23 protein-coding genes are annotated in these 25,445 nt (G+C 61.0%); 11 read left to right on the top strand and 12 right to left on the bottom strand.

Features of this window, described 5'->3' with window-relative positions; all coding sequences use genetic code 11:
• The first annotated feature begins 2 nt into the window (after positions 1–2).
• On the top strand, positions 3–2,102 hold the full coding sequence (locus LDN70_RS10990; protein WP_223940323.1) for an acyl-CoA dehydrogenase family protein: 2,100 nt from the start codon (positions 3–5) through the stop codon (positions 2,100–2,102).
• Between the two features lie 116 nt (positions 2,103–2,218).
• Here LDN70_RS10990 and glgA read toward each other — a convergent pair whose 3' ends face one another.
• Positions 2,219–3,415: a glycogen synthase gene (gene glgA, locus LDN70_RS10985; RefSeq protein ID WP_223940322.1), complete on the bottom strand. Its 1,197-nt coding sequence runs from the start codon at positions 3,413–3,415 to the stop codon at positions 2,219–2,221.
• Positions 3,416–3,508: 93 nt separating this feature from the next.
• On the opposite strand from glgA, the gene glgC reads away from it, so the two are divergent.
• Both glgC and LDN70_RS10975 read left to right on the top strand, forming a co-directional pair.
• A complete protein-coding gene (gene glgC, locus LDN70_RS10980) occupies positions 3,509–4,921 on the top strand; it encodes a glucose-1-phosphate adenylyltransferase (protein WP_223940321.1) in 1,413 nt (470 codons plus the stop codon).
• A gap of 73 nt (positions 4,922–4,994) precedes the next feature.
• A complete protein-coding gene (locus LDN70_RS10975) occupies positions 4,995–6,446 on the top strand; it encodes an SDR family NAD(P)-dependent oxidoreductase (protein ID WP_223940320.1) in 1,452 nt (483 codons plus the stop codon).
• A gap of 72 nt (positions 6,447–6,518) precedes the next feature.
• Here the strand turns inward: LDN70_RS10975 and LDN70_RS10970 are convergent, their stop codons facing one another.
• Genes LDN70_RS10970 through LDN70_RS10960 form a run of 3 tightly spaced genes read right to left on the bottom strand, consistent with a single transcriptional unit; the run spans position 6,519 to position 9,905 of the window.
• Positions 6,519–7,370 carry a transglutaminase family protein gene (locus tag LDN70_RS10970; protein WP_142939198.1) on the bottom strand — a complete coding sequence of 284 codons (852 nt, stop codon included), beginning with the start codon at positions 7,368–7,370 and terminating at the stop codon, positions 6,519–6,521.
• A complete protein-coding gene (locus LDN70_RS10965) occupies positions 7,367–8,293 on the bottom strand; it encodes an alpha-E domain-containing protein (protein WP_142939199.1) in 927 nt (308 codons plus the stop codon). Before LDN70_RS10965 ends, LDN70_RS10970 begins: the two co-directional genes overlap by 4 nt.
• A gap of 55 nt (positions 8,294–8,348) precedes the next feature.
• Complete coding sequence (locus LDN70_RS10960; RefSeq protein ID WP_142939200.1) at positions 8,349–9,905, bottom strand: circularly permuted type 2 ATP-grasp protein; 1,557 nt, start codon at positions 9,903–9,905, stop codon at positions 8,349–8,351.
• Positions 9,906–10,015: 110 nt separating this feature from the next.
• Between LDN70_RS10960 and LDN70_RS10955 the strand changes: the two genes are divergently transcribed.
• Positions 10,016–11,065: a YeiH family protein gene (locus LDN70_RS10955; RefSeq protein ID WP_142939201.1), complete on the top strand. Its 1,050-nt coding sequence runs from the start codon at positions 10,016–10,018 to the stop codon at positions 11,063–11,065.
• Between the two features lie 4 nt (positions 11,066–11,069).
• Positions 11,070–13,673 carry an aminopeptidase N gene (gene pepN, locus LDN70_RS10950; protein ID WP_223940319.1) on the top strand — a complete coding sequence of 868 codons (2,604 nt, stop codon included), beginning with the start codon at positions 11,070–11,072 and terminating at the stop codon, positions 13,671–13,673.
• A 55-nt stretch (positions 13,674–13,728) separates the two neighbouring features.
• Here the strand turns inward: pepN and lplAB are convergent, their stop codons facing one another.
• The 5 genes from lplAB to LDN70_RS10925 form a co-directional block, all read right to left on the bottom strand.
• Complete coding sequence (gene lplAB / locus LDN70_RS10945; RefSeq protein WP_502773815.1) at positions 13,729–14,838, bottom strand: lipoate-protein ligase LplAB; 1,110 nt, start codon at positions 14,836–14,838, stop codon at positions 13,729–13,731.
• 76 nt (positions 14,839–14,914) lie between these two features.
• Positions 14,915–15,172, bottom strand: coding sequence for a type B 50S ribosomal protein L31 (locus LDN70_RS10940; RefSeq protein ID WP_142939204.1), 258 nt, complete (start codon positions 15,170–15,172; stop codon positions 14,915–14,917).
• Between the two features lie 141 nt (positions 15,173–15,313).
• Positions 15,314–16,123, bottom strand: coding sequence for a TrmH family RNA methyltransferase (locus LDN70_RS10935; protein ID WP_166840742.1), 810 nt, complete (start codon positions 16,121–16,123; stop codon positions 15,314–15,316).
• Between the two features lie 7 nt (positions 16,124–16,130).
• On the bottom strand, positions 16,131–16,916 hold the full coding sequence (locus LDN70_RS10930) for a sulfite exporter TauE/SafE family protein (RefSeq protein ID WP_142939206.1): 786 nt from the start codon (positions 16,914–16,916) through the stop codon (positions 16,131–16,133).
• Between the two features lie 19 nt (positions 16,917–16,935).
• The gene (locus LDN70_RS10925; RefSeq protein WP_142939207.1) at positions 16,936–17,721 is read right to left on the bottom strand and encodes an ABC transporter ATP-binding protein; all 786 of its coding nucleotides are present in this window, start codon (positions 17,719–17,721) and stop codon (positions 16,936–16,938) included.
• Between the two features lie 111 nt (positions 17,722–17,832).
• Between LDN70_RS10925 and serB the strand changes: the two genes are divergently transcribed.
• Both serB and LDN70_RS10915 read left to right on the top strand, forming a co-directional pair.
• Positions 17,833–18,726: a phosphoserine phosphatase SerB gene (gene serB / locus LDN70_RS10920; protein WP_223940318.1), complete on the top strand. Its 894-nt coding sequence runs from the start codon at positions 17,833–17,835 to the stop codon at positions 18,724–18,726.
• A 328-nt stretch (positions 18,727–19,054) separates the two neighbouring features.
• Complete coding sequence (locus LDN70_RS10915) at positions 19,055–19,624, top strand: hypothetical protein (RefSeq protein WP_223940317.1); 570 nt, start codon at positions 19,055–19,057, stop codon at positions 19,622–19,624.
• 77 nt (positions 19,625–19,701) lie between these two features.
• Here LDN70_RS10915 and LDN70_RS10910 read toward each other — a convergent pair whose 3' ends face one another.
• From LDN70_RS10910 to LDN70_RS10900, 3 genes are all read right to left on the bottom strand, one after another.
• Positions 19,702–21,204 carry a sugar ABC transporter ATP-binding protein gene (locus LDN70_RS10910; protein ID WP_223940316.1) on the bottom strand — a complete coding sequence of 501 codons (1,503 nt, stop codon included), beginning with the start codon at positions 21,202–21,204 and terminating at the stop codon, positions 19,702–19,704.
• Between the two features lie 325 nt (positions 21,205–21,529).
• The gene (locus tag LDN70_RS10905) at positions 21,530–22,282 is read right to left on the bottom strand and encodes an SDR family oxidoreductase (protein ID WP_142939209.1); all 753 of its coding nucleotides are present in this window, start codon (positions 22,280–22,282) and stop codon (positions 21,530–21,532) included.
• Between the two features lie 116 nt (positions 22,283–22,398).
• Positions 22,399–23,124 carry a beta-ketoacyl-ACP reductase gene (locus LDN70_RS10900; protein WP_142939210.1) on the bottom strand — a complete coding sequence of 242 codons (726 nt, stop codon included), beginning with the start codon at positions 23,122–23,124 and terminating at the stop codon, positions 22,399–22,401.
• A 154-nt stretch (positions 23,125–23,278) separates the two neighbouring features.
• Between LDN70_RS10900 and LDN70_RS10895 the strand changes: the two genes are divergently transcribed.
• The 4 genes from LDN70_RS10895 to LDN70_RS10880 are packed head-to-tail and all read left to right on the top strand — an operon-like array spanning position 23,279 to position 25,384.
• Complete coding sequence (locus tag LDN70_RS10895) at positions 23,279–23,776, top strand: DUF3099 domain-containing protein (protein ID WP_223940315.1); 498 nt, start codon at positions 23,279–23,281, stop codon at positions 23,774–23,776.
• The gene (locus LDN70_RS10890) at positions 23,773–24,048 is read left to right on the top strand and encodes a hypothetical protein (protein ID WP_142939212.1); all 276 of its coding nucleotides are present in this window, start codon (positions 23,773–23,775) and stop codon (positions 24,046–24,048) included. Before LDN70_RS10895 ends, LDN70_RS10890 begins: the two co-directional genes overlap by 4 nt.
• Entirely contained in the window at positions 24,049–24,915 is an 867-nt protein-coding gene (locus LDN70_RS10885; RefSeq protein ID WP_142939213.1) for an SURF1 family cytochrome oxidase biogenesis protein, read from the top strand.
• Entirely contained in the window at positions 24,899–25,384 is a 486-nt protein-coding gene (locus LDN70_RS10880; RefSeq protein ID WP_223940314.1) for a YbaK/EbsC family protein, read from the top strand. The genes LDN70_RS10885 and LDN70_RS10880 overlap by 17 nt, the downstream gene beginning before the upstream one ends.
• Positions 25,385–25,445 lie beyond the last annotated feature (61 nt).

Raw genomic sequence — 25,445 nt, 5'->3', positions numbered from 1 at the left:
ACATGACTGAAGTAGTGGACCGGGCTTCATCCGCCCAGCAACCCTCCGGCCGCGAAGAAGCCACCCCCGGCGCCGAGCCGGTGGTGGACGTAGCCGCCCTCGGAGAGCAGCTCCTTGGAAAATGGGCGCATATCCGCCACGAAGCCCGCAAGGTGGCGGGGAACCCGGTGGTGCAGAAGATCGAAGGCCTGCATCACACCGAGCACCGCGCCCGCGTGTTCGAGCAGCTGAAGTTCCTGGTGGACAACAACACTGTCCATCGCGCGTTCCCCACCCGTCTGGGCGGTTCGGATGACCACGGCGGCAACATCGCCGGCTTCGAAGAGATCGTCACTGCTGATCCGTCCCTACAGATCAAGGCCGGCGTCCAGTGGGGCCTCTTCGGCTCTGCAGTGATGCACCTGGGCACGGTGGAACATCAGGATAAGTGGCTCCCGGGCATCATGAGCCTGGAGATTCCCGGTTGCTTCGCCATGACTGAAACAGGCCACGGCTCGGATGTCGCCAGCATTGCAACCACGGCGACGTATGACGAAGCCAGCCAGGAATTCATTATCAATACCCCCTTCAGGGCGGCGTGGAAGGACTACATCGGCAACGCGGCAAACGACGGCCTTGCCGCAGTGGTCTTTGCCCAGCTGATCACCAAGAACGTCAATCACGGTGTCCACGCTTTCTATGTGGAGCTCCGCGATCCAGCTACCAAAGAATTCCTCCCGGGTATCGGCGGCGAGGACGACGGCATCAAGGGCGGCCTGAACGGCATCGATAACGGCCGGTTGCACTTTACCGAGGTTCGCATACCGCGCACCAACCTCCTGAACCGCTACGGCGATGTAGCTGTGGACGGCACGTACTCCTCCACCATTGAGAGCCCCGGACGCCGCTTCTTCACGATGCTTGGAACGCTGGTCCAGGGCCGCGTTTCCCTTGACGGTGCCGCAGTGGCCGCGAGCAAATTGGCGCTGAAAACGGCCATCCAGTACGCCACCGAGCGTCGACAGTTCAATGCCTCGTCCAGCACCGACGAAGAGGTCCTTTTGGACTACCAGCGGCACCAGCGACGCTTGTTCACCCGGTTGGCAACTACCTACGCGGCCAGCTTTGCCCACGAGCAGCTCCTGCAAAAGTTCGACGACGTCTTTTCCGGCGCCCACGACACCGACGCGGACCGTCAGGACCTGGAGACATTGGCGGCCGCGCTCAAGCCACTCAGTACCTGGCATGCCTTGGACACCCTGCAGGAGTGCCGCGAAGCGTGTGGCGGCGCGGGCTTCCTGATCGAGAACCGATTTGCGTCGCTTCGTGCGGACCTGGACGTTTATGTCACGTTTGAAGGCGATAACACCGTCCTGCTGCAGCTGGTGGCCAAGCGGTTGCTGGCCGACTATGCCAAGGAATTCCGGAGTGCCGACTTTGGCGTCCTGGCCCGCTACGTGGTAGATCAAGCCGCGGGTGTCGCATTGCACCGGACGGGTCTGCGGCAAGTTGCCCAGTTCGTGGCCGATACCGGTTCAGTCCAGAAGGCAGCACTGGCTTTGCGGGACGAGGAAGGCCAGCGAACCCTCCTGGCTGACCGCGTCCAGTCCATGGTTGCAGAAGTCGGTGCTGCACTGAAGGGGGCCAACAAGCTTCCCCAACACCAGGCCGCTGCTCTCTTCAACCAGCACCAGCATGAGCTCATTGAAGCTGCCCAGGCACATGCTGAACTCCTGCAGTGGGAAGCCTTCACCGAGGCCCTCGCGGAGGTCAAGGATGAGGGAACCAAGCGGGTCCTGACCTGGCTCCGGGACCTGTTCGGCTTGTCCCTGATCGAGAAGCATCTGTCCTGGTACCTCATGAACGGAAGGTTGTCGATGCAGCGTGGCCGTACCGTAGGCACGTACATCAACCGCTTGCTGGTGAAGATCCGCCCGCACGCGGTGGACCTTGTGGACGCCTTTGGCTATGGTCCTGAGCACCTGCGTGCCTCCATTGCCACCGGCGCGGAAGCAACCCGGCAGGATGCGGCGCGTGAGCACTTCCGCGAGCAGCGAGCCAACGGCAGTGCTCCTGCGGATGAGAAGACGCTAATGGCACTGAAGGTCTCGAAGAGCCGCTAGCAGCAGGCCGCTTACGAGCGGTGAACAATTGCGGAACTATTGAAAACCACGACGGCGCCGTCCCCGCCTGAGGGGGACGGCGCCGTCGTGGTTTTGCTGTTCTTCAGAGCCGAGGGTTAGCGCAAAACCGACCGGTAGACCTCAAGCGTTGTTTCCGTGATGGACTCCCAGGAGAAGTGCTCTTCAGCGCGGCGCCGTCCTGCGATGCCCATTTCGCGGGCACGGGCGGGATCGGCCACAACCTGGTTCAATGCCGCGGCGAAGTCGCTGACGAACTTTTCCGGCTCCAACGGCGTACCCGTGCCATCGGTTACCTGCTCAAGTTCCACCAGAAGGCCCGTTTCGCCGTGCTGGACAACCTCGGGAATGCCGCCCGTGGCACTGGCCACCACTGCGGCACCGCAGGCCATGGCTTCGAGGTTCACGATGCCAAGGGGCTCGTAGATCGACGGGCAGGCAAAGGCCGTGGCGTGGCTGAGGACCTGGATGAGTTCCCTACGCGGCAACATCCGCTCAATGAGGATGACGCCCTCACGCTTGGCCTGCAGTTCCTCAATGAGGCGTGCGGTTTCGGCAGCGAGCTCGGGAGTGTCCGCAGCGCCGAGGCAGAGCACCAGCTGGACGTTGTCAGGCAGGCTTGAAGCGGCTCTCAGCAGGTACGGCACGCCCTTTTGACGTGTATTGCGGCCAACGAAGACCACGCTGGGCTTGGCGGGATCGATGCCCAAGGCCCGGATTGCATCGTCCTCTTCATCACGTTCCCACAGGGAGACATCGATTCCGTTATGGACGACGCGCACCTTGTCCGGGTCCACGTCAGGGTAGCTGCGCAGAATGTCCTGCCGCATGCCATCGGAGACGGCGATGATCGCCGCCGCAGCTTCATAAGCCGTCTTCTCCACCCAGGAAGACAAGGCGTAACCGCCACCCAGCTGTTCGGCCTTCCACGGACGCAGCGGCTCCAGGCTGTGAGCGCTGAGTACGTGCGGAATGCCATGGAGCAGCGAGGCGAGGTGTCCAGCCATGTTGGCGTACCAGGTGTGCGAGTGGACAAGGTCCGCCCCCGCAATGTCCGGAACGATCCTCAAGTCGACGCCGAGGGTCTGGATGGCAGCGTTGGCATCGCCGAGGTCTTCGGGTGTGGCGTAGGACGCCACCGAAGCCCCGTGATAGTCGGCGTCACGGGGCGCGCCGAACGCCCGAACATGAAGGTCGACGTGCTTTGCCAGCACCCGGCTGAGCTCGGCAACGTGGACACCGGCACCGCCATAAATTTCCGGAGGGAATTCTTTAGTCACAATGTCTATTCGCACGCTAACCAACGTAGTCGTTCCGGCGTATGTGTTCTAGTGTGAAAGAGTCCGGAAAATCGGACTTTTGGGGGATACGAAGACGTACGGGGAGCTGTGACCATGGCGTTGAAGAAAGTTTTGGCAATCGTATTGGCAGGCGGGGAAGGCAACCGACTCATGCCGCTAACGGCGGATCGGGCCAAACCAGCCGTTCCGTTCGCAGGCGGCTACAGGTTAATTGACTTTGCACTGTCCAATCTCGTTAATTCGGGATATTTGAAAATCGTCGTGCTGACGCAGTACAAATCGCACAGCCTCGACCGGCACATCTCGGAAACCTGGCGCATGTCAACGCAGCTGGGCCGCTATGTGGCATCTGTACCGGCGCAGCAGCGCGTGGGCAAAAGTTGGTTCCTTGGCAGTGCCAATGCAATTTATCAGTCGCTGAACCTCATCCACGATGACGCCCCGGACATCGTGGTAGTGGTCGGCGCTGACCACGTGTACCGCATGGATTTCTCCCAAATGGTGGAGCAACACATTGCCAGCGGCGCCAAAGCCACGGTTGCTGCAGTACGGCAACCGCTGAACATGGCCAACCAGTTCGGCGTGATCGAGGTAGACCAGAACGATCCCCGGAAGATCGCCGCGTTCGTGGAAAAGCCGGCCAGCACCCCCGGGCTGGCAGCCGACCCCACGCAGTTCCTGGCCTCCATGGGCAACTACGTCTTCAACGCAGACGCCCTCGTTGAAGCGCTGCATGTGGACGCGGAACGCCTCGATACCAAGCACGATATGGGTGGCGACATCATTCCTTACTTCGTGGACCAGGGAGAAGCCGGCGTCTATGACTTCACCCTTAACGACATTCCCGGTGCCACCGACCGCGACCGGACCTACTGGCGCGACGTCGGTACCATTGACTCGTTCTACGACGCTCATATGGACCTGATCTCCCCCGTGCCGATCTTCAACCTCTATAACTCCGAGTGGCCGATCTACACGCGCCAGAGCATCTCGCCGCCAGCGAAGTTTGTCCGTGGTGAGAACAACACAGTGGGAACAGCCCTGGATTCCATCGTTGCCAGCGGCGTGGTGGTTTCCGGCGGAATCGTTGAGGGATCCGTCCTCTCCAACGACGCCTATGTGGCTGCCGGTAGCCGGGTCCAGGACTCCGTGCTCATGGATAAGGTCCGTGTGGGCGAGGGCGCCGTCATCAGGAGGGCAATCCTGGACAAGAACGTCAAGGTGCCCGCGGGCGCGGCTATCGGCCTGGACCCCGCCTTGGATAAGGCCCGAGGTTACAAGGTCACCGAATCCGGCATTACCGTGCTGGCAAAGGGCCAGGTTGTTCCCGAGCCCGGTGAAGCCGAACTTGCGTTGTCCGCACAGCATCGGCGTGGGTTGCCGGAAGCGGTCAAAGCGGCCACGCATGACGATCCCGATATCCGCGACTCAGCGGAAAAGGTGGCAGCCGGCATCCAATCACGCGTAGCGGACGCCGCTGCGCAGGGTGCGTCGCATTAGCCCGTAGGCGCACCGCCGGCACCCACAGAACCCGAGGCAGGCCACTGGCTCCCAAGGCTGTAAAATCAGGTCAATGAGCTCCACCGATCTGACGCCTGAAGAGATCCAGGCCTGCCTCAAGGTTCTGACCACGATCCACGTCTACGACGAAGAGCACCCGGACTACGTTGCTGTCCGCCGTGCCACCGGCAAGATGTTCAAAGCCGTCAAACGGCACCGGCGCGTCACCAAGCGCGACTCCATCGCGGAAGCAGACAGGGCTGTCATTGCCCTCACTGCTACCGCAGCCCCGGACCGCATCGACGACGAAACCCGCGGAAACAAGCTGGCCCCTTCCACCACCGGGGAAATTGCAGGGCACCTCATTCGCTCCCGCCCCTGCTACATCTGCAAAAAGCACTACACGCAGGTTGACGCGTTCTACCACCAGCTTTGCCCCGAATGCGCGGCTTTCAGCCACAGTAAGCGCGATGCCCGCACTGATCTCACGGGACGGCGCGCATTGTTGACCGGCGGGCGCGCCAAGATCGGCATGTACATTGCCTTGCGCCTGCTCAGGGACGGCGCCCACACCACCATCACCACCCGCTTTCCCAAGGACGCTGCGCGTCGATTCGCTGCCATGGAAGACAGCGGCGAATGGTTGCACCGGCTCCGGATTGTGGGCATCGACCTCCGTGACCCGGCACAAGTGATGGCTTTGACCGACTCTCTTAATGAAGCCGGCCCGCTGGACATTATCATCAACAATGCAGCTCAGACCGTGCGACGCTCGGGCAATGCGTACAAGCCCTTGGTCGATGCAGAAGACGAGCCCTTGCCGGCGGCGCTTGACGTTGCCAACGGCGGGCCCGAGCTGGTGACATTCGGGCACGCACATGACAAGCACCCGCTTGCCCTCGCCAGCAGCGTCACCGAACACCCGGTGCTGGCCGGCGATGCGATCACCTCTCTGGCGCTCTCCACGGGATCAGCATCACTGGAACGCATTGAATCGGGAACAGCGATCGACGCCGGCGGCCTGGTTCCGGACCTCGCCGCCATCAACAGCTGGACCCAGGTGGTGGACGAGGTGGATCCCTTGGAGATGCTCGAGGTCCAGTTGTGCAACGTTACGGCGCCCTTCTTGCTGGTCAGCCGTCTCAGGGACGCCATGAAACGGTCCACAGCCCACAGGAAGTACATCGTTAACGTCTCTGCCATGGAGGGCCAGTTCTCCCGCGCTTACAAAGGCCCGGGACACCCTCACACCAACATGGCCAAGGCTGCGTTGAACATGATGACCCGGACCAGCGCACAGGAAATGCTGGATTCCGATGGCATCCTCATGACCGCGGTAGATACCGGATGGATCACTGACGAACGGCCGCACTACACGAAGGTCCGGCTCATGGAGGAAGGGTTCCATGCTCCTTTGGACCTGGTGGACGGTGCTGCGCGTGTCTACGATCCCATTGTGATGGGTGAAAAGGGCGAGGACCAGTACGGGGTCTTCCTCAAGGACTACAAGCCGTCTCCTTGGTAGAAAGACGTTAGGTTTGAGTACAGACAAGGCCCTTAAGAGCGACTCTTAAGGGCCTTGTCTGTACATAAACTCCTAGGCGAGGCGGGTAATCTCCACGGATACAGAGAGTCCCGAACCGCCTCCCCCTGACAAGATGCCCTTCAAGGGCGGAACGTCCCGGTAGTCACGGCCGCGTGCCACTGTGACGTGGTAATCCCCTGCAGGCTTGTGGTTGGTGGGGTCCCAACTGCGCCATTCTCCATCCCACCATTCCAGCCAGGCGTGTGATTGGCCGGCTACGGTTTCGCCGATGTCCGCCGAGGACCGGGGGTGGATATAGCCGGAGACGTACCGCGCCGGAATGCCGCTGCAGCGTAAGGCACCGATCGCCAGGTGTGCCAGGTCCTGGCACACGCCCTGGCGTTGGGACCAGGCCTGTTCGGCATTCGTGGTGACGCCGGTAGTGCCCTTCATATACGTCATCTCACCGGCCATCCACGCGAACACTGCGAGAGCGGCCTCATGGGGGTTCTTTCCCCGCACAACGTCGGGAATGATCCCCAGGACTTCCTCGCCTGGCCCGCTAAGACGGGACTGAGGCAGCCAGTCGCTGAACTCGTCCTGGACCTTCTCCGAGGCTATGACGTCCCATCCCACGATGTCATCCTCGGTTGCCACCCGTTCCGTGCGGTGCACCTCAACAGTGGCTGTAGCGAGGACTTCAAGGCTTTCGTGCGGCATTTGCATATCGAACGCGGTGACACGCGTTCCCCAATAGTCACGGTAGGTGCTGACGGATGCCTGATGGGGTGAAACTTTCAGCGACGCCTCCAGGACCACTTGTTGACCGTCGGTCAGCGGGGTCATGCGGGCCTCGTTATAGGACAAGGTCACGCGTCGGTTGTACTTGTAGGCGGTTTTGTGAACGATGCTCAGCCGGGTCATGAAACTTCTCCCACCCAGGCGTGCTCGTCAGCCTGATTGAAGTACTTACGGGAAATTGCGTCCGACGCTTGAGTCACTGCCTTCTGCACACGTTCCATGTGCTCGGGCAGTTCGGACATGAGATCGTCCGTGCGGTGGAACTCCAGGAAGGTGCGGGCCTGGCCCACGATCCGTCGGGCATCGTTGATGAACCCGACGCGCTGCGCCGAAGGATCCAACTTGGCCAGGCAATCATCGGCATCACGCAAGGCATACACAATCGAACGCGGGAACAATCGGTCCAGGAGCAGGAATTCTGCCGCGTGCTGGTCCCCGAATGCAGCCCTGCGGGTCCGGATGAACGACTCATACGCTCCCGCACACCGGAGCATGTTGACCCATGACATCCCAGCGGATTGGACATCGCGCGTGGACAACATGCGGGCCGTCATATCGGCGCGTTCCAGTGAGCGGCCGAGCACCATGAACAACCAGCTCTCATCGTGGCTGACCGTGGTGTCCGCGAGCCCGCGGACCATGGCGGTGCGCTCCAAAACCCAATTGCAGAAGCGGTAGGTTCCTACAACGTCCTTGCGATGCTGATTGAGGCCGTAATAAGTGGTGTTAAGGCTTTCCCAAAGGGACTGTGAGACAGTCTCGCGGGCCCGGCGTGCATTCTCACGGGCTGCGCCCAAAGAACCCGCTATGGAGGATGCGCTGTGCTTGTCATAGGCCAGCGCATGGAGGAGTTCGGGGAGGCCGAACTCTTCCCCTTGCGGCTTGGCACCCATCACGGCAAGGAGCTCCCGCGCGACGCTTCTCTGTTCCTCAAGGGGCAGGTGGTTCAAACGCTCAAGGTGTACATCCAAAATTCTGGAAGTACCGTCGGCACGCTCAACATAGCGTCCGATCCAGAAGAGTGACTCAGCAATGCGGCTCAGCATGGAACTGCCTCCTTCGCGTGGTGCAGATCGAAGTTCAAGTGTTGGTGGAGCGCGTTCACTGCTGCTGCTCCGTTTGGCGGTCCCGCCAATTGCTTTCCACCGGCCACACGGATACCTGCTCACGTATGGTGACGGATTGGCGGGGAATAATCTCGGCCGGCAACTGCGGCGAGTCAGCCAAAACCCAAGTGTCTTTGGAACCGCCACCCTGGCTGGAGTTCACTATCAAAGAGCCTTCTTTGAGCGCCACCCGGGTGAGGCCTCCGGGCAGGACCCAGACGTCGTCGCCGTCGTTGACTGCGAAAGGACGCAGGTCCACATGCCGCGGCCCGAACTTGTCGCCGGAGAGCGTCGGTACTGTGGAGAGCTGCAGGACAGGCTGGGCGATCCAACCGCGGGGATCGGCAATGACGCGCTTGCGCAAAGCGTCAAGCTCGTCCTTCGTGGCATCCGGTCCGATGACCAGGCCTTTACCACCGGAACCGTCCACAGGTTTGACCACCAGTTCGTCGAGGCGGTCCAGAACATGCTCCCTGGCTTCCTTTTCCTCAAGCCGGAAAGTGTCAACGTTGGCGATGATCGGCTCTTCGTGAAGGTAGTACCGGATCAAGTCAGGGACGTAACTGTACACGAGCTTATCGTCCGCCACCCCGTTGCCTACAGCGTTGGCAATAGTCACCCCTCCGGCCCGTGCGGCGTTGACCAGGCCCGGGCAACCGAGCATGGAATCCGAGCGGAACTGCAACGGGTCCAGGAAGTCGTCATCGATGCGCTTATAAATCACGTCCACGCGCTGCTCACCGGCTGTGGTGCGCATGTAGACACGGTTGCCGCGGCAAATGAGGTCCCTGCCTTCAACGAGCTCGACGCCCATGAGCCCTGCAAGGAGGGTGTGCTCGAAGTAGGCGCTGTTGAAGACGCCCGGTGTCAGGACAACCACGGTGGGGTCGTCCACGCCTGCGGGAGCGGTCTTGCGCAGTGCGGAGAGGAGCCGCCTGGGGTACTCCTCCACAGGCCTGATGTGCTGTTGGCCGAAAGCCTCGGGCAAACCCTTGGCCATGGCGCGCCGGTTCTCCAAGACATAGCTGACGCCCGAAGGTACGCGGACGTTGTCTTCAAGGACGCGGAAAGTTCCGGCAGCATCCCTCACGACGTCGATCCCTGAGACATGGACCCGGACGCCACCTGACGGTTCGAAGCCGTGCACCGCGCGGTGAAAGTGCGCGCTGGTGGTCACCAGCTGCCGGGGAATCACGCCGTCGGTGACAACGGCCATTCGTCCGTAAACGTCATTGAGGAAGGCCTCAAGTGCCTTGACGCGTTGGGCTACGCCTCTCTCCAGCACATCCCACTCATCGGCGGGAATGACGCGCGGGACAATATCCAGGGGAAACGGCCGCTCCTCCCCCGCGTAGTCGAATGTCACGCCACGGTCCAGGAAGGTGCGCGCCATGGAGTCGGCACGGGCGGTGACATCGGCCAGGGAAAGCTCGCGGAGAGCCCCGGAAACCTGACCGTAGGATCTTCTGGCAACGTGGCCTTGGGCAAACATCTCGTCATAGGCGCCAGTGCGGGAAGCAGCCTCGGAGTAATCCTGGAATAGGTCAGACATGGGATTCAGGTAATCACCTTTTTGAGTCGAGCGCATTTCGCGCTGGTTGTGTCGCCGTTTCCGGGTGCTCCCGGTTCGCCTTCCGTGCCCCCATCCGGCAGGGTTGAGGCATGCCCTTCAACAGTCCCGCGCCCCGCTTGTCCCGGCTGGGGCCAGGCTTGGTCCTGAGCATCGCCGCCACGGGTCTTGCCTTCGCGATCCACAGCGTCTTTCCGGCTGTCCCGGCGATGACGCTAGCCGTTGCCTTGGGACTGCTTTCAGCAAATATACCGGGCACGGCTATCCTGGCCGCGGGGCGCGCCCGGCCAGGCCTGGACTTCGCGGGAAAGCACCTTATGCGTGCCGGAATTGTGCTCTTGGGCCTCAAGGTCAGCATCGGCGACGTCATCGGCCTGGGGTGGCTGTCGTTGCTGCTGATCGCCGGGGTTGTCCTGGTGAGCTTTGCGGGAACCTATGGGCTGGCGCGTCTGCTGCGTCTGCCCGGGGAAGCTGCCCTGCTCATTGCCACCGGCTTCTCCATCTGCGGCGCATCCGCGATCGGCGCCATGGCAGCTGTGCGACGCATCAAACATCAAGACACGGTGCTCCCCGTGGCACTGGTAACCCTCTGCGGTACCCTCGCCATCGGTGTTTTGCCGCTGCTCATGCACCCCTTGGGCCTGAACCCTGAACAGTTCGGAGCGTGGACAGGCGCCTCGGTGCATGACGTCGGCCAAGTAGTTGCCACTGCGCAAACTGCAGGTACATCGGCGCTGGCGATCGCCGTCGTCGTCAAATTGACGCGTGTGGTCCTACTGGCCCCGGTTGCGGCTGCCGCCGGGGTGCACCAACGAATCATCCATGTAAGGAAGCGTGCCAGCAGCACAAGCGATGGGGCTGGTGGTATCGACGGGCGGTTCCCGCCGATTGTTCCTCTGTTTGTGGTCGGGTTCCTCGCCACGGTGGCACTGCGCTCACTGGGCTGGGTGCCGCAGACCGGTCTGGAAATGGCGGCCGCTGTCCAGGACATCCTCCTGGCGACTGCCCTGTTCGGGCTGGGTTCGGCGGTGCGTGTACGCACCCTGATTCATACGGGAGGGCGCGCCGTTCTGGTGGCGCTGGGCTCTTGGCTGCTCATCGCATCGCTGGGCCTGGGGGCCGCGTGGATCATGATTAGATAGCTGTGTGTCGAATCACAATCTCTCGCGCGATGAAGCCGCAACCCGTTCAGCCCTGATCACCACCCACAGCTACGACGTCACCCTCGATGTCCGCGACGCGGCAGATCCCGCCGTCGCCGGTTACCCGAGCATCAGCACGGTCACTTTCTCAGCCGAACCCGGCTCCGCCACCTTCATGGATTTCATCAGCGGCGGCATCGAGTCCGTAGTGCTGAACGGCCTGACGCTTGACCTGCGGTCAGTGGTGGACCGTCACAGGATCATCCTGGAAGGCCTCGCTGCCGAGAATACCGTGACGGTGACAGGGACGGCGCTGTACAGCCGCTCAGGCGAGGGAATGCACCGCTTCGTGGATCCTGCGGATGGCCAGTGCTACCTCTACACGCAGTACGAACCGGCGGACAGTCGCCGCGTGTTCGCCAATTTCGAACAACCGGACCTCAAAGCCGAGTTCACCTTCCATGTGATCGCTCCAATCGGCTGGGAAGTCGCTTCCAACGGAGTTGAGGTGGCCCGCACGCCGGTTCAGGGCCAGCCGACTGCCGCGCGGTGGGATTTTGCCGCTACCAAGCGAATGTCCACCTACATCACCACGGTCCTTGCCGGCCCCTACTTCAAGGCCACGGACCACTGGGGAACAACGCTCGACGACGGCACTCGCCTGGACGTGCCACTGGCACTTTACTGCCGGGCTTCGTTGGCCGACTCCTTCGATGCCGATCACCTGTTCGGGTTGACCAAGAACGGTCTGGCCTTCTTCAACGACCTTTTCGCCTACCCCTACCCTTGGGGCAAGTACGATCAAGCGTTCGTGCCCGAATACAACCTCGGCGCCATGGAAAACCCCGGGCTCGTGACATTCACTGAAAAATACGTGTACGCCTCACGGGCCACCGACGCCCAGTACCAGGCCCGCGCCAATACCCTCATGCATGAGATGGCCCACATGTGGTTCGGAGACCTGGTGACTATGAGTTGGTGGGATGACCTCTGGCTCAAAGAGTCGTTCGCCGACTACATGGGGACACTGGGGGTGGACCGTGCCACGGATTGGGACACGGCATGGGTGAACTTCGCCAGCAAGCGCAAAGCCTGGGCCTATGTGCAGGACCAATTGCCCACCACGCACCCGATCGTGGCGGATATTCCGGACCTTGAAGCCGCCAAACAGAACTTTGACGGGATCACCTATGCCAAGGGTGCGTCGGTGTTGAAGCAGCTGGTTGCCTATGTTGGCTTTGATGCCTTCATTGCAGGATCCCGTCAGTACTTCAGGGATCACGCCTTCGGGAACACTTCCCTCCAGGATCTCCTGGCGGCCCTCAGCGCGGCCTCGGGACGGGATCTGGCCGGATGGGCCCGGCAGTGGCTGCAGACATCCGGCATCTCCACTATTTCGGCCGAGATTGTGGAAGACGACGGGATACTCGGTGCGGTGACGCTCCGGCAGGACGCCATCGATCCCCTCACCGGTCACCAGGAACTCCGTCCGCACCGTATGCGGCTGGGCCTGTATGACGCCGACTCAACGGGTGCCTTGGTAAGGACCGAAAGCATCGACGTAGACGTTGCAGGACCCAGCTCACTGGTGACGGAATTGCAGGGAAGGCGCCGGCCAGCGCTGCTCCTGGTCAACGATGACGACCTCAGTTACGTCAAGGTCCGGCTGGACAGCCGATCCGAACACACGGTAAGGACATCACTGAACAGGATTTCGGATCCTATGGCACGTGCTCTCTGCTGGACTGCGCTTTGGGATTCGGCCAGGGATGGCGTCACACCGGCGGCCCGTTACGTGACCGCCGTCGAGCAGTTCGCGCCTTCGGAAACGGGCATAGGTGTCCTGCTCAACGTGCTGGGCAACGCTGCCAGTGCCATCGAGCGTTATGTCTCCGCGGCCACGCGCGAGGGCGTGCGGAAGGATTTTCTGGGAGTAGCCGCTGAGCAGTTGATGGCTGCTGTTCCCGGCTCTGACCAGCAACTTGCCTGGGCCAGGACCGTGGCTGAGGTTTCCAGGCACGGTGCCAGCCAGCTCCCCCTGGCGCGGGGAATACTGGAAGGCACCACCGTGGTGGAAGGCCTGGCCGTGGACGCTGAACTGCGCTGGAGCCTGTGGCAGGCGTTGGCAGCCCATGGGCAGGCGACCCTCGCTGAGCTGGACCGGGAGCTTGACGCTGATACCACAGCATCGGGCAAGGAGGGCTATGCTCTGGCCTCGGCCGCCCGTCCGGAGGCCTCAGTTAAGGCCGCAGCCTGGGATTCCATCGTCAACAGCGCCGGTCTTTCCAACGAGATCCTCAGCGCCACCATAGCGGGGTTCGTCACTGCTCCCGGAGAGCTTCTTGAACGCTACATCGAGCCCTACTTCGAGTGCCTTGAACGAGTGTGGTCCGAACGGAGTATTGAAATCGCGGGCCGAATAGTCCGTGGACTCTTTCCCGGAGCCCAAAATCTCTCCGAAGGCATGCGGCCCACTGAGCACCCTGTCCTCATCCGGGCGGACCAGTGGTTGCATGACCACCCTGAGGCGCCCCGTGCCCTGCGCCGCATCCTCATCGAACAACGGAGCCACCTGTTGCGGGCGCTGACCGCCCAAGCGGCAGGCTGAACGACGGGAAAGGTTGACAGCAGGATAGGTACACCGGAAATGACCCGGGGAACGCCTAGGGAACCCGGTTCAGCCATTCCTCAGTGCCAAACTTCTCATTCACACGCTGCCTGGCTTCGTCGAGCTCACTATCGGTGAGCCGTGATTCAACGGCACCGTAGCGTTCGATGAAGACATCCTTCATGGCCTCAATGATTGCCGACCGTGCAAGACCTGTCTGGCGACGCAGGGGGTCCACGCGCTTCTTGGCGCTCCGGGTTCCTTTGTCCGAGAGCTTTTCCTTGCCGATGCGCAAGACCTCCACCATCTTGTCGGCGTCGATGTCGTAGCTCATGGTGACGTGATGGAGCATGCCGCCGTTAGCGAGCCTTTTCTGTGCGGCACCACCGATCTTGCCTTGATCGGTGGCGATGTCATTCAAGGGCACGTAGAAGGCAGTAATGCCCAGTTTCTCCAAGGCTGCCATGACCCAGGCATCGAGGAATGCGTAGGAGTCAGCAAAGCTGATGCCGTCCACCAGCGTCTGCGGCAGGTACAGGGAATAGGTGATGCAGTTTCCGGCCTCCATGAACATGGCACCGCCACCACTGATGCGACGCACCACGGAGATACCATGCCGCATGACCCCGTCCGGATCCACCTCGTTCCGCACCGACTGGAAGCTGCCGATCACCACGGATGGTTCTTCCCAGTCCCAGAACCGCAACGTGGGATTGCGTCGACCGGCTCCCACTTCTGCCGTGAGCACCTCATCCAGCGCGACGTTCACCTGCGTGGGCAGGACTGACGGTGGGATGACTTCCCACTGGTGGTCCGCCCAGCCTGTGGCCTTGGACAGTGCGCGACGGACTGCTACCGCCACCGCTTCGGCGGAGAAGCCGAACATGACGGTGTTTTCGGGGAGGCCGCCCGTGACGGCAGCGGCGATGTCCGCCGCTGTTGAGTCTTCAGGAAGTCCGGTCAGCGCGCGGTTGATGTCCTCAAGGGCTTCATCGGGCTCCAGGAAAAAATCGCCGCTCAGCGAAACATTGGTAAACCGTCCATCAACCACCACCAGGTCAACTACTACGAGTTTGCCGCCCGGTACTTTGTATTCGCCGTGGAGGCGCGTGCCGTCGTCATGGGTGGGCTGTTCGTGGGCAGGGTGGGAAGTCATGGTTTCCATCTTGCCGGAAAACGCAAAAGCCCGCATTGCCGGAAGTCCAGCAATGCGGGCCTTGAAAGCCTTGGGGTGAAGTGGGTTACTTCGAGCCGCCGAAGCCCTTGAAACGAGCGTTGAAGCGCTCGACGCGGCCAGCGGAGTCCATGATGCGCTGCTTGCCCGTGTAGAACGGGTGGGACTCCGAAGAGATTTCGACGTCGATAACCGGGTAGGTGTTTCCGTCTTCCCACTCGATGGTCTTCGAGGAAGACACGGTGGACTTGGTCAGGAACTGAGTACCGGAGGCCAGGTCGTTAAAGACAACAGCTTCGTACTTCGGGTGGATATCAGACTTCATAATGGGACCTTTTGTTCACGCAACTGGATTTTGCCAGCTGCCAGGTATGAATGGAGGTGGTCCGTGGCTGCAATGCGAACATTCCAGCGGGCGGGCCAACAACCAATCATAGCGGAAACGCCCATGCCAGACGAACCGGACTCAGTGCTGCGGACGAAGCTCCCAGAACGCCACTGCCGAGGCAGCTGCGACATTGAGTGAGTCCACACCTGCGCGCATGGGAATCTTCACGGTGAGGTCGACGGCGGCCAGCGTCTCCTCACTCATGCCGGCACCTTCGGTCCCCAGCACCAAGGCGAGTTTCGGGTAGTTTCTGGCGGCGAGTTCGTCCAGGGTCAACGCATCATCGGTCAGCTCCATGGCGGCCACCGTGAAGCCTTGCTCCTGCAGGCCTGCCAAGCTCTCAGGCCAGCTTTCCAAGCGCGCCCACGGTATTTGGAAGACCGTTCCCATGCTGACCCGAACGCTGCGCCTGTATAAGGGGTCCCCGCACCTGGGCGATACCAGCACGGCGTCCACACCCAGCGCCGCAGCTGAGCGGAAGATGGCGCCAACGTTGGTGTGGTCCACGATGTCCTCCAGCACAGCCACGCGTTGCGCGTTGCTAAGGAGCTGCGCCAGCGGAACGGGGGCTGGCCGGTGCATTGCAGCCATCGCTCCGCGGTGCAGGTGGAAGCCGGTGATCTCTTCCAGCAGTGCAGCTTTGCCAATGAAAACCGGAACGTCGGGATACGCCTGGAAAACATCGTCCAGGTCCTCAAGCCACTTCTCCGCCAGGAAAAAGGAGCGTGGCTGATGGCCTGCGGCCAGTGCCCTGCGGAGGACCTTGGAGGATTCGGCGATGTACATGCCTTCCTGGGGCTCCCGGAGCTTCCGAAGATGAACATCGGTCAGCGTTGTGTAGTCGCTGACGCGGGGATCCTCGGCCGACTCAAGGTAGTGGAACGTCAAGGTGCGGTCACTTCAGCAGGTTGGCGATCATGAAGCCCAGTGCCACGATGCCGAGGACGAAGATCACGGCCCGCAGGACCTTCGGGGACAGCTTTCGGCCTACCTTTGAACCGATCAAGCCGCCAATGGTGGAGCTTACGGCGATGATGAGGACGAACAACCACTCAATACGGTCGAACGCAAAAATCAGGTAGGAAACGGCGGCAACCATGTTGACGCCCAGCACCAGGATGTTCTTCATGGCATTCGCGTTTTGCATGGTGCCTGAGAGGAAGACCCCCAGAATCCCCACCAGCAAGATTCCCTGTGCTGCCACGAAGTAACCTCCGTATACGCCCGCCAGGTACACGAGGACCACTAAAAGGACGTCGTGATTTCGATCGCGGATGGCATGCTCGGGGTTTTGTTCCCTGTTCTTCACCCAGGACTGCAGCTTGGGCTGGAAGACCACCATCAGCAAAGCCAGTATCAGCAGCACTGGGGCTACGTAGTGGAACACCTTCTCCGGAAGGTGGAGCAGCAGCCAGGCACCGGTAATGCCGCCCAGCAACGAGGCCGGCAAGAGTTTCATCAATTGCCGACCGCGGCCGGCGAGTTCGCGCCGGTAGCCCCAAGCGCCGGCGGCGTTCCCCGCCACCAGGCCCATGGCGTTGCTCATGGAGGCAACCACTGGCGCTGTGCCAATGGCGATGAGAACGGGGAATGTAACAAGGGTGCCGGAGCCGACGACGGCATTGATGGTGCCGGCCCACAAGCCCGCGAAAAAGACCAGGATGCTGCTAAGAATCTCCACAGTAAGTTACAGAACTCCTCTAGCGCCGGGCAGTAGCCGTGTAGCGGCCGGCGTTCTCCGAAACATCCAAGGCCAGGCCGAAGGTGTTGCTGAGGTGCTCGTCGGTAAGTACTTCCTTGATGGGACCAGCAGCTACCACTCCGCCTTCGCGCAGCAGCATGGCGTGAGTGAACCCTGGCGGCACTTCCTCAAGGTGGTGGGTGACAAGGACCATGGCCGGAGCTGCTTCGTCACTGGCGAGTTCGCCCAACTTGTGGACCAGTTCTTCGCGTCCCCCGAGATCAAGGCCGGCCGCGGGCTCGTCCAGCAGAAGCAGTTCGGGGTCCGTCATCAGTGCGCGGGCAATCTGGACACGTTTGCGCTCACCCTCGGACAGGGTGGCGAACGTCCGGTTCAGGAGAGGACCCATCCCCCAGTCGTTGAGCAGGGCAAAGGCGCGGCGTTCGTCGTCGCGCTCATAGCCCTCGCGCCAGCGGCCGGTAACTCCGTAGGCAGCGGTCACCACAACGTTGAGAACGTTCTCGTGTTCGGGAATCTGGGTGGCAAGAGCGGCGGAGGAAAGTCCGATCCGGGGTCGCAGTTCAAAGACGTCCACGCGGCCCAGGGTTTCGTCAAGGATTCCGGCCCTGCCGCTGCTTGGGTGCAGGCGGGCGGCAGCAATCTGGAGGAGGGTGGTCTTGCCGGCTCCATTGGGTCCCAGGATGACCCAGCGTTCGCCTTCGTTGACCTGCCAGTCAACCTTGTCCAGCAGGGTCTTCTTGCCTCGGACAACGCTGACGGAAGCCAATTCCAGAACATCACTCATAGCAGTAGACACTAGGACAAAAATCCATATGACTGATAACCGGCAGTGAAGCAGGCTCTGTGTGGCGAAACGAATTCGGGCGCGTGCAACGCCCTCAGTAGGATTGGGGCCATGACTTCGAACTTGGCTGCAGTCAGCTATGGCGTGAACTTGTCCCCCGAATCCCTCGACAATGTGCGGAAGACGCTGGCCGATGCCGGCGCGGCAGTGTCATCGGAATCACAGGGTGGAGACGAGCGCTTTGGAGTGCACACGGCCGCTCTCTTGGTGGGCGGGGACACGGATGTGGAACTGCGCACCATGCGTCGGCTGGTGGCAGAGGCCGCAGAAGCAGGGGTGGATACTGCCATCGTGCCTGAATCGTTGCGCCAAGCCGCCCGAAAGCTCTTGATCATGGATGTTGATTCCACGCTGATCCAGCAAGAGGTCATTGAACTGCTGGCAGCGCACGCTGGCAAACGCGAGGAAGTCGCTGCCGTCACCGAAGCCGCAATGCGCGGCGAGTTGGACTTTGCCCAGAGCCTCCACGCCCGCGTTGCCGTCCTCGCAGGCCTGCCGGCCGCCGTCGTCGATTCTGTTCGCCAAGAGGTGCGCCTCAGCCTTGGTGCTGCAGAACTTGTGGCGGCTTTCAAGAAGGCGGGCCACGTGGTGGCGGTGGTGTCCGGAGGATTCAACCAGATCCTGGGTCCGATCGCTGATGAACTCGGCTTGGACCATTGGATCGCCAACGAGCTTGAAATCGTCGACGGCGCGTTGACCGGTAAGGTGCTGGGCGCGGTGATCGATCGGGCCGCCAAGGAAAAGTACTTGCGCGAGTGGGCGGCTGCTGAGGGCATCAGCCGTGAGCACACCATCGCAGTGGGCGACGGTGCCAATGACCTTGACATGCTCAGTGCTGCCGGCATTGGAGTTGCTTTCAATGCCAAACCTGCTGTTCGCGCGGTGGCAGACGCCGTGATCACCATGCCGTATTTGGACGCCGTGCGGCACATAGCCAACGTGTGATTGCAGGGGCGCATTTTCCCCGAGCCCCTCTCCAGTCCCCTCGCAAAGCACCGGCGCGGTTATCCCGCCGGTGCTTTGACGTATCTGCGTGCCCGTTATCGACGCTCAAAACGTAAAGACCCGATCTGAAACAGTAAAACCAATTTCGTGACGCAGAAACAGAAACAATTTATACAATTGTCATTCTTTCTGGTGACGGAATACCCTCGATGGTAGCCGAGGGCGTATTTCAGTCTCCGATGCCCCTTAATTGTGTAAAGTGGAGATTCTTATCAATATCTCCGCATTATCAGCGGTTGACCGGAATGACGAAATTCGAGGGTAGGAAGTGGGCCGTTCAGAGCGCACATGGAAATGGTGGAAACGCGGCGAAGGCTACCAATCCAACGCCCATGAACAAGATGGCGCGGAAGGTCCCTTGTCACCCTTGCTTGAGATCCTCCACTTGGATCTTGATGACGACGACGCAAGCCGGTTTGCCGACTTCACAGAAACTCCCGATTACTCAACAGAACAGGAACTACCGGATATGAGCACACTGGACGAAGCCATAAAGCAACTGCTGGCCATCGAAGGATCAACTGGTGCTGCCGTGGTGGACTACTCCAGCGGCATGGCCTTGGCCCAGGGCGGAAGCCCCGGTTTTGACCTCGGAGTTGCAGCAGCCGGCAACTCCAACGTGGTGAGCGCCAAGTTGCGTACCATGGCCGACCTAAGCCTTGACAGCGACATCGAAGACATTCTTATTACCTTGGGAACGCAGTACCACCTCATCAACGTACTGAACTCGAGCGGCTCCAAGGGGCTGTTCGTCTACCTTGTGCTTGACAGGACCTATGCGAACCTGGCGCTTGCCCGGCACAAGCTCAAAAACCTCGCCAAGGACATCACCATCTGATCTTTCGAGGAAAGTCACTAGGGGCGGTGGCGCATCATGCGTCACCGCCCCTATTGCCGTGGCAGGGATCCAACGCGTCAAATTCTCGCGCGCCGGGCCTCGCTGCTGCCTGATTCAAATTTCACGCCCAACATATGGTGCACCAGCACATCTTCGTTGGTGTTGGCATTGGCCTCGATGGTCACGAGTTCGCCGTCTCGCATGACACCCACCCGGTGGCACCAGCTGATCAGTTCGGACAGGTCCGAGGACAGGAGAATAATGGCCACGCCTGTTTGGCTGAGCTCGTTGAGCATCTGGTAGACCGCTTCCTTGGCGCCGATGTCGATTCCGCGGCTCGGATGGCTAAGGATCAAGAGGTCGCAGCCTGTGGTCATCCACTTGGCAAGCTGCACTTTCTGGCGGTCGCCGCCCGAAAGCGTACTGATGTTTCCGTGGATGTTGGTGGTGCTGATGCGCATGCGTTGAATGACTTCCGCAACCCCACGAAGCTGCGTGATCTCATCCCGAAGGCTCGTTTCTCCCCCTTCCACGCCTCGCTGAAGGCCTGCCACTATGGTTCCCGTGGCCTGGTCAGCGTCGAGGGCATCGGACAAGTATCCGATCTTCAACCGCATGGCATCCTCGACCGACCGTATCTGCACTGCTTGTCCATGCATGAGCAGGTGGCCTGAGGTGCCGGGGCGGACGCCCGCCAGCGCTTCGACCAACTCGTAGACGCCGGAACGATGCGTTCCTGCCAAGCCAAGAATCTCGCCCCTGCCCACACTGAAGGTAATGTCCCGAACCCTGTCCCCCACGCTGAGGGACACTACCCGCAGGACTTCATCAACCTCGGCGGGGTCGCTGGGCCTGGCGCTGCCTTCCAGTTCGTGCTGAAGCAACAGGAAGGCCAGTTCGTCGACGTCGGTATGGCTGGCCTCCAGGATTTTGTGCACCCGGCCTTCCCTGAGTACGGCTATGCGGTGGGCAATGGATCGGACCTCGTCCAGGCGATGGGTGATGTAAATGATGGCCCGTCCTTGCCGGACGAGCATGCGCAGAACCTGATGGAGCACGGCGACGTCATGGTCCGGAAGCGATGCAGCAACCTCGTCCATGATGACGAGCTGGGCTTCTTCGGCGACCATCCTCAGGACTTCAACCAGGGCTTGCTCAGCACGGATGAGGGATCCAGCTTTGGTGTCCGGATCCAGGCTGACGCCGATGTCACCGATCAGCTGGCTTGCTTGCTCACGGAGTTCCTCGTGGGGCCTGTCTGCCTGGAACGTACCGCGAAAGATGGCTTGTGCGATGGTTAGCTGGGGGTCGATCCTGAAGTTCTGCGGGATGAGGCCGACTCCGCAGGCTTGCGCTTCATCAAGGGATTCCGGCCCATACTTTTCTCCCGCCAGCGTCATCAGCCCGGCGTCGTGTTGATGCAAGCCGGCCAGTACGCCCATCAGCGTGGTTTTTCCCGCACCGTTGGTTCCGATCAAACCCAGGATCTCGCCTCGTCGTACCGAAAGTGCAACGCCTTTGAGGATTCGCCGCTGATCGTATGATGCATGAATATTATCGGCGTGCAATAACAGGTCCAACGAAAGCTCCTAATGCAAGGGGACAATAATCGCCCTGTGAGTCAACCGAGTAGCTTCCACATGCTGCATGAGGTTGCTGAGTGTATCTAAACTCCCAACCCGGGGTTGTGCGGCCCGTTGATAACCAAGGGCGAGGGCGCCTTTGAGAGTCAATCAGATCAAATCCCATATTGCAAAGCGATTGCCCTAAAACAATAAAGCGCATTTCGTGACGCGAAAATCAAAATAATTGTTGGAATCGTTATTGTTCACACGCCAAGGCGTGTTTAAGCAGCAGAGGCCCGGGACACATGTCCCGGGCCTCTGCTGGAGTGGTGTGCGAAGGCTACTCTGACGTTTTGTCGAAGTAGTCGGCGCCGCCCACATATTCAGTGTGGCCGGATTCGACGTCGGCGGTCACCATCTTTGCCACCTCGGCTGCGAACTCCTCCACGGAGTAGAGCTTGCCGGCTTCCGCGCGGCGCGCTTCGATAGCGCCCGGGTTGGAGCGATCAAGCAACGTGGCAGTCACGGTGCCCTCGATCATATCGCCGGACACAACCACCAGTGAGATGCCCTTGTCCGCAAGGTTGGGCAGGAGGGCGCGCAGGGCATCCTCACCGGCGCGCTTGCTCTTTGCCACAGGCTCATACTCGGGCATAGTGGGCACGGTCTCCACAAAGTGCGCCTGGTGGCTGGTGACGAATACCACGCGAGATCCCTCGGGCATGAGGGGAACAGCCGCATTGAGCATGTTGACCTGGGCATCGCGGTTCAGCTTGAGTGCGTACCCCTCCTCCATGCCGGATTCCATACCGCCGGAGGCATTGAGGACCAGGATATCGAGGGAGCCGAACTCTTCCATCGCGGTGCTGGCCAGTGCGTGAACTCCTTCATCGGTAGTGAGGTCTGCGCCGACGGCGGCGGCACGTCCACCTGCAGCCTGGATCCCGGCCACTACCTTGTTGGCGCGAGGCGCCTTCTGGCGGTAGTTGACCACGACGGCGGCGCCCTCACCTGCGAGGATCTTGGCAACTTCGGCGCCAATTCCGCGGGAGGACCCTGTGACGATCGCGGTCTTGTTATCCAGCATTCCCATTCGTGCTCCTTTTGTTCACTTCATCCAAATTCGGTGGGCTCGGGTTCCATCATGCCAGCGGCACGGGAGAAATCCGTTGTTGCCCTCGAACAAAAACTTATGTGCGGGCTAGTTGCCTAGTGGCCCATCCCCAGGCCGCCATCCACAGGAATCACGGCTCCGGAGATGTACGCGGCCTCGTCACTGGCAACCCAGCGCACCACGTTTGCTACCTCGGAAGCTTCAGCGAAGCGTCCGGCGGGAACGTTGGCCAAATAGGACTTCTGCGTTTCCTCCGGCAATTCAGCAGTCATATCTGTGTTGATGAACCCGGGTGCAACAACGTTGGCCGTAATGCCGCGGCTGCCGAGTTCGCGCGTCAGCGAGCGTGCAATGCCCACCATGCCTGCCTTGGAAGCGGAGTAGTTGATCTGGCCGGGGGCGCCATAGAGACCGGAAACCGACGAGATGAGGACAACGCGGCCTTTCCGCAACCGGATCATGCCTTTGGAGGCCCGCTTGATGACACGGAAGGCGCCGGTGAGATTGGTGTCCAGGACTGACGTAAAGTCGTCCTCGCTCATGCGCAGCAGCAGCGTGTCCTTGGTAATGCCCGCGTTGGCAACCAGTACCTCCACAGGGCCATGCGCCTCTTCGACAATCTTGAACGCAGCGTCAATCGACGCCTCGTCCGTGACGTCGGCCTTCACCCCCAGGATGCCCTCAGGCAATTCTGATTCACTGCGGTAGGTGACAGCCACCTTGTCTCCATTGGCAAGGAAAGATTTGGCAATGGCGAGGCCGATGCCCCGGTTGCCGCCGGTGATCAGGACGCTGCGGCCGGTGGTTACTGCTTCAGACATGGGTTTGCTCCAGGTTCCGCGGCATTTGCCAGGCCGCTATGAGAGAGGGATTTTCTGAGTTGATCCTATCTGGCGGGCGCTGCAACCGGCGGGTAACCGGTCATCAGTGTGGTTTGGGCGAGTACGTCCTTGGTGAGAGAATTGATGAAGGCCTTTGGAGCGTGATGATTCAGTTGTGACACGAGAAAACAGTCCCCTGCAGCAAGTGCCCGGGGAACCGGACGCTTTTTCCGGTGCCCCCGAAGTCCACAGCATCACAGACGCCGCTGCTGCCCACTCCGAAGACATGCGTGATCGCATGGTCAAGTACGCGGTAGCCATGGGTATTCGCATGGTCTGTATCATCCTCATTTTTGTGGTCGATGGCTGGTTCAAGATCATTGCCATTGTGGGCGCCGTCTTCCTGCCGTGGATTGCGGTAGTCATAGCCAATGGCAATGACAAGGCCGAGGACCATAGCGAGTCCTTGTTGGACTACGTCGCCGTCCCTGAATTGGAACGTTCCCCCGAGCCTGAAGAAGCTCCCGTGGACGCCCCAACCGTGCTCCAAGGTGAACTGGTGGATGACGAAACACCTGGCACATCAGGAGGCCCGGCCACGGGCCATTCAAGCGATGCCGGACAGTCCGGCGACGAACGGGCGGCTTCATGAATATCTTCAACCTCGGCGGCCCGGGTGCGGCCAGCGGGGAGTCCGGACGCGCCACGGCTACGGCAACGTGCTCCCGCAAAGGTTGCCGCGCCGGCGCAGAGTGGCAGCTCCTGTGGAACAACCCGCGCATTCACACGCCGGATCGCCGTAAGGTGTGGCTTTCGTGCGGCGAACACCGGGACTGGCTGGAGGATTACCTGCAGACGCGTGGCCTCTGGAAGGAAACACTGCCGTTCAAGGCCAGTGAAGCAACAGCGAATGAGGCTGGCTGAATGTACCGTTTTCTCTTCTCCAGCAAGTGGCTGGGGTACTTCGTGCTGGCTGTTATTTTCGCCACAGCCTGTGTCTTCCTGGGGCGATGGCAGATGGACCGCCGGGCTGAGACGTTGGCAGAAATCAATCGGGTGGTGAGTAACTACTCGGCCACCCCCATCCCCTACGCTCAGATCAAGGACGAGTTCGACTCCCTGGACCCTGAACGGGAATGGACGCAGGTTGAGTTACGGGGCAGTTATGACCTCGACGGGCAGCGGGTTGTGCGCAACCGGCCGCTTAACGGCCAGCCAGGCTACGACGTCGTGGTTCCATTCCGGCTGACTACAGGCGAAGCAGTCGTGATCGACCGCGGCTGGCTACCCATCGGCAACAACACACCAGGCCGGCCTGACGTGATCCCTGCTCCACCCACTGGTGAAGTAACTGTGGTGGCCCGTCTCAAGCCTGCCGAACCCAAGCTGGATCGTGGCGCGGTTGACGGTCAGCTGGCTTCGATTGACCTCGCAAGCTTTGCCGAGGAACTCCCTTATCCAATCGCAACAGGTGCTTACGGGCAGTTGGCCAGTGAATCTCCTGCAGTGCGGCCGATGCCCACGCCTTTCCCCAAGCCGGCCACTGAGGAAGGGACGCACCTCTCCTACTCACTGCAATGGTTCGCCTTCGGCGTCCTGATGTTCATCGGCTTTGGATACGCTGCACGGCAACAGGCCCGGAACGCCGCCATTGATGCCGAAGACGAAGAGGACGAGCAGATCATGGCCGCGGGTGGCACGCCCAGGAAGCGTGCCCCCGCTCCCCGGAAAAACAAGCGACCCACGTCCGAAGAAGAGGAAGACGCCATCCTTGATGCTCAGGGTTACTGATCCGGTTCACGATCCGGTGCTCAATGTCCGGTCCGCTTTGACTGCCGCCGGCGCCGAGGACACCGTCCGGACATTCGAGGAAAAGGTCCCTACAGCTGCCGCCGCTGCTGCTGTGTTGGAATGTGAAGTCGCGGCAATCACCAACAGCCTGGTCTTCGAACTTGATGGCGAGCCGCTGCTCATCCTCGCAAGCGGTGCGGCGAAGGTGGACACGGGGCTTGTGGCGGAGAAGCTGGGGGCCGGCAAAATCCGCCGCGCAAAACCCGACTTCGTGCTGGAACACACAGGCCAGGAAGTAGGCGGAGTAGCGCCCGTAGGCCACCCCAGGAAACTCCGCACCATCCTGGACACCTCGCTCCAAGAACACCCACTTCTCTGGGCAGGAGCCGGAGACCACAACTCCATGTTCTCCATCAGCTACGAAGAACTAGCGCGCATCACCGACGCTGAAGAACTCCGGGTCCGCTAGCTGCATCAGCCTGCGGGGGTGACCCCACCGCGAGCGAAGCGACGAGGTTGATCTGCGTAGC

Source organism: Arthrobacter sp. StoSoilB22, assembly GCF_019977315.1.
In the GTDB taxonomy this organism is placed as follows: domain Bacteria; phylum Actinomycetota; class Actinomycetes; order Actinomycetales; family Micrococcaceae; genus Arthrobacter.
This window is presented reverse-complemented; position numbering and strand designations above follow the sequence as displayed.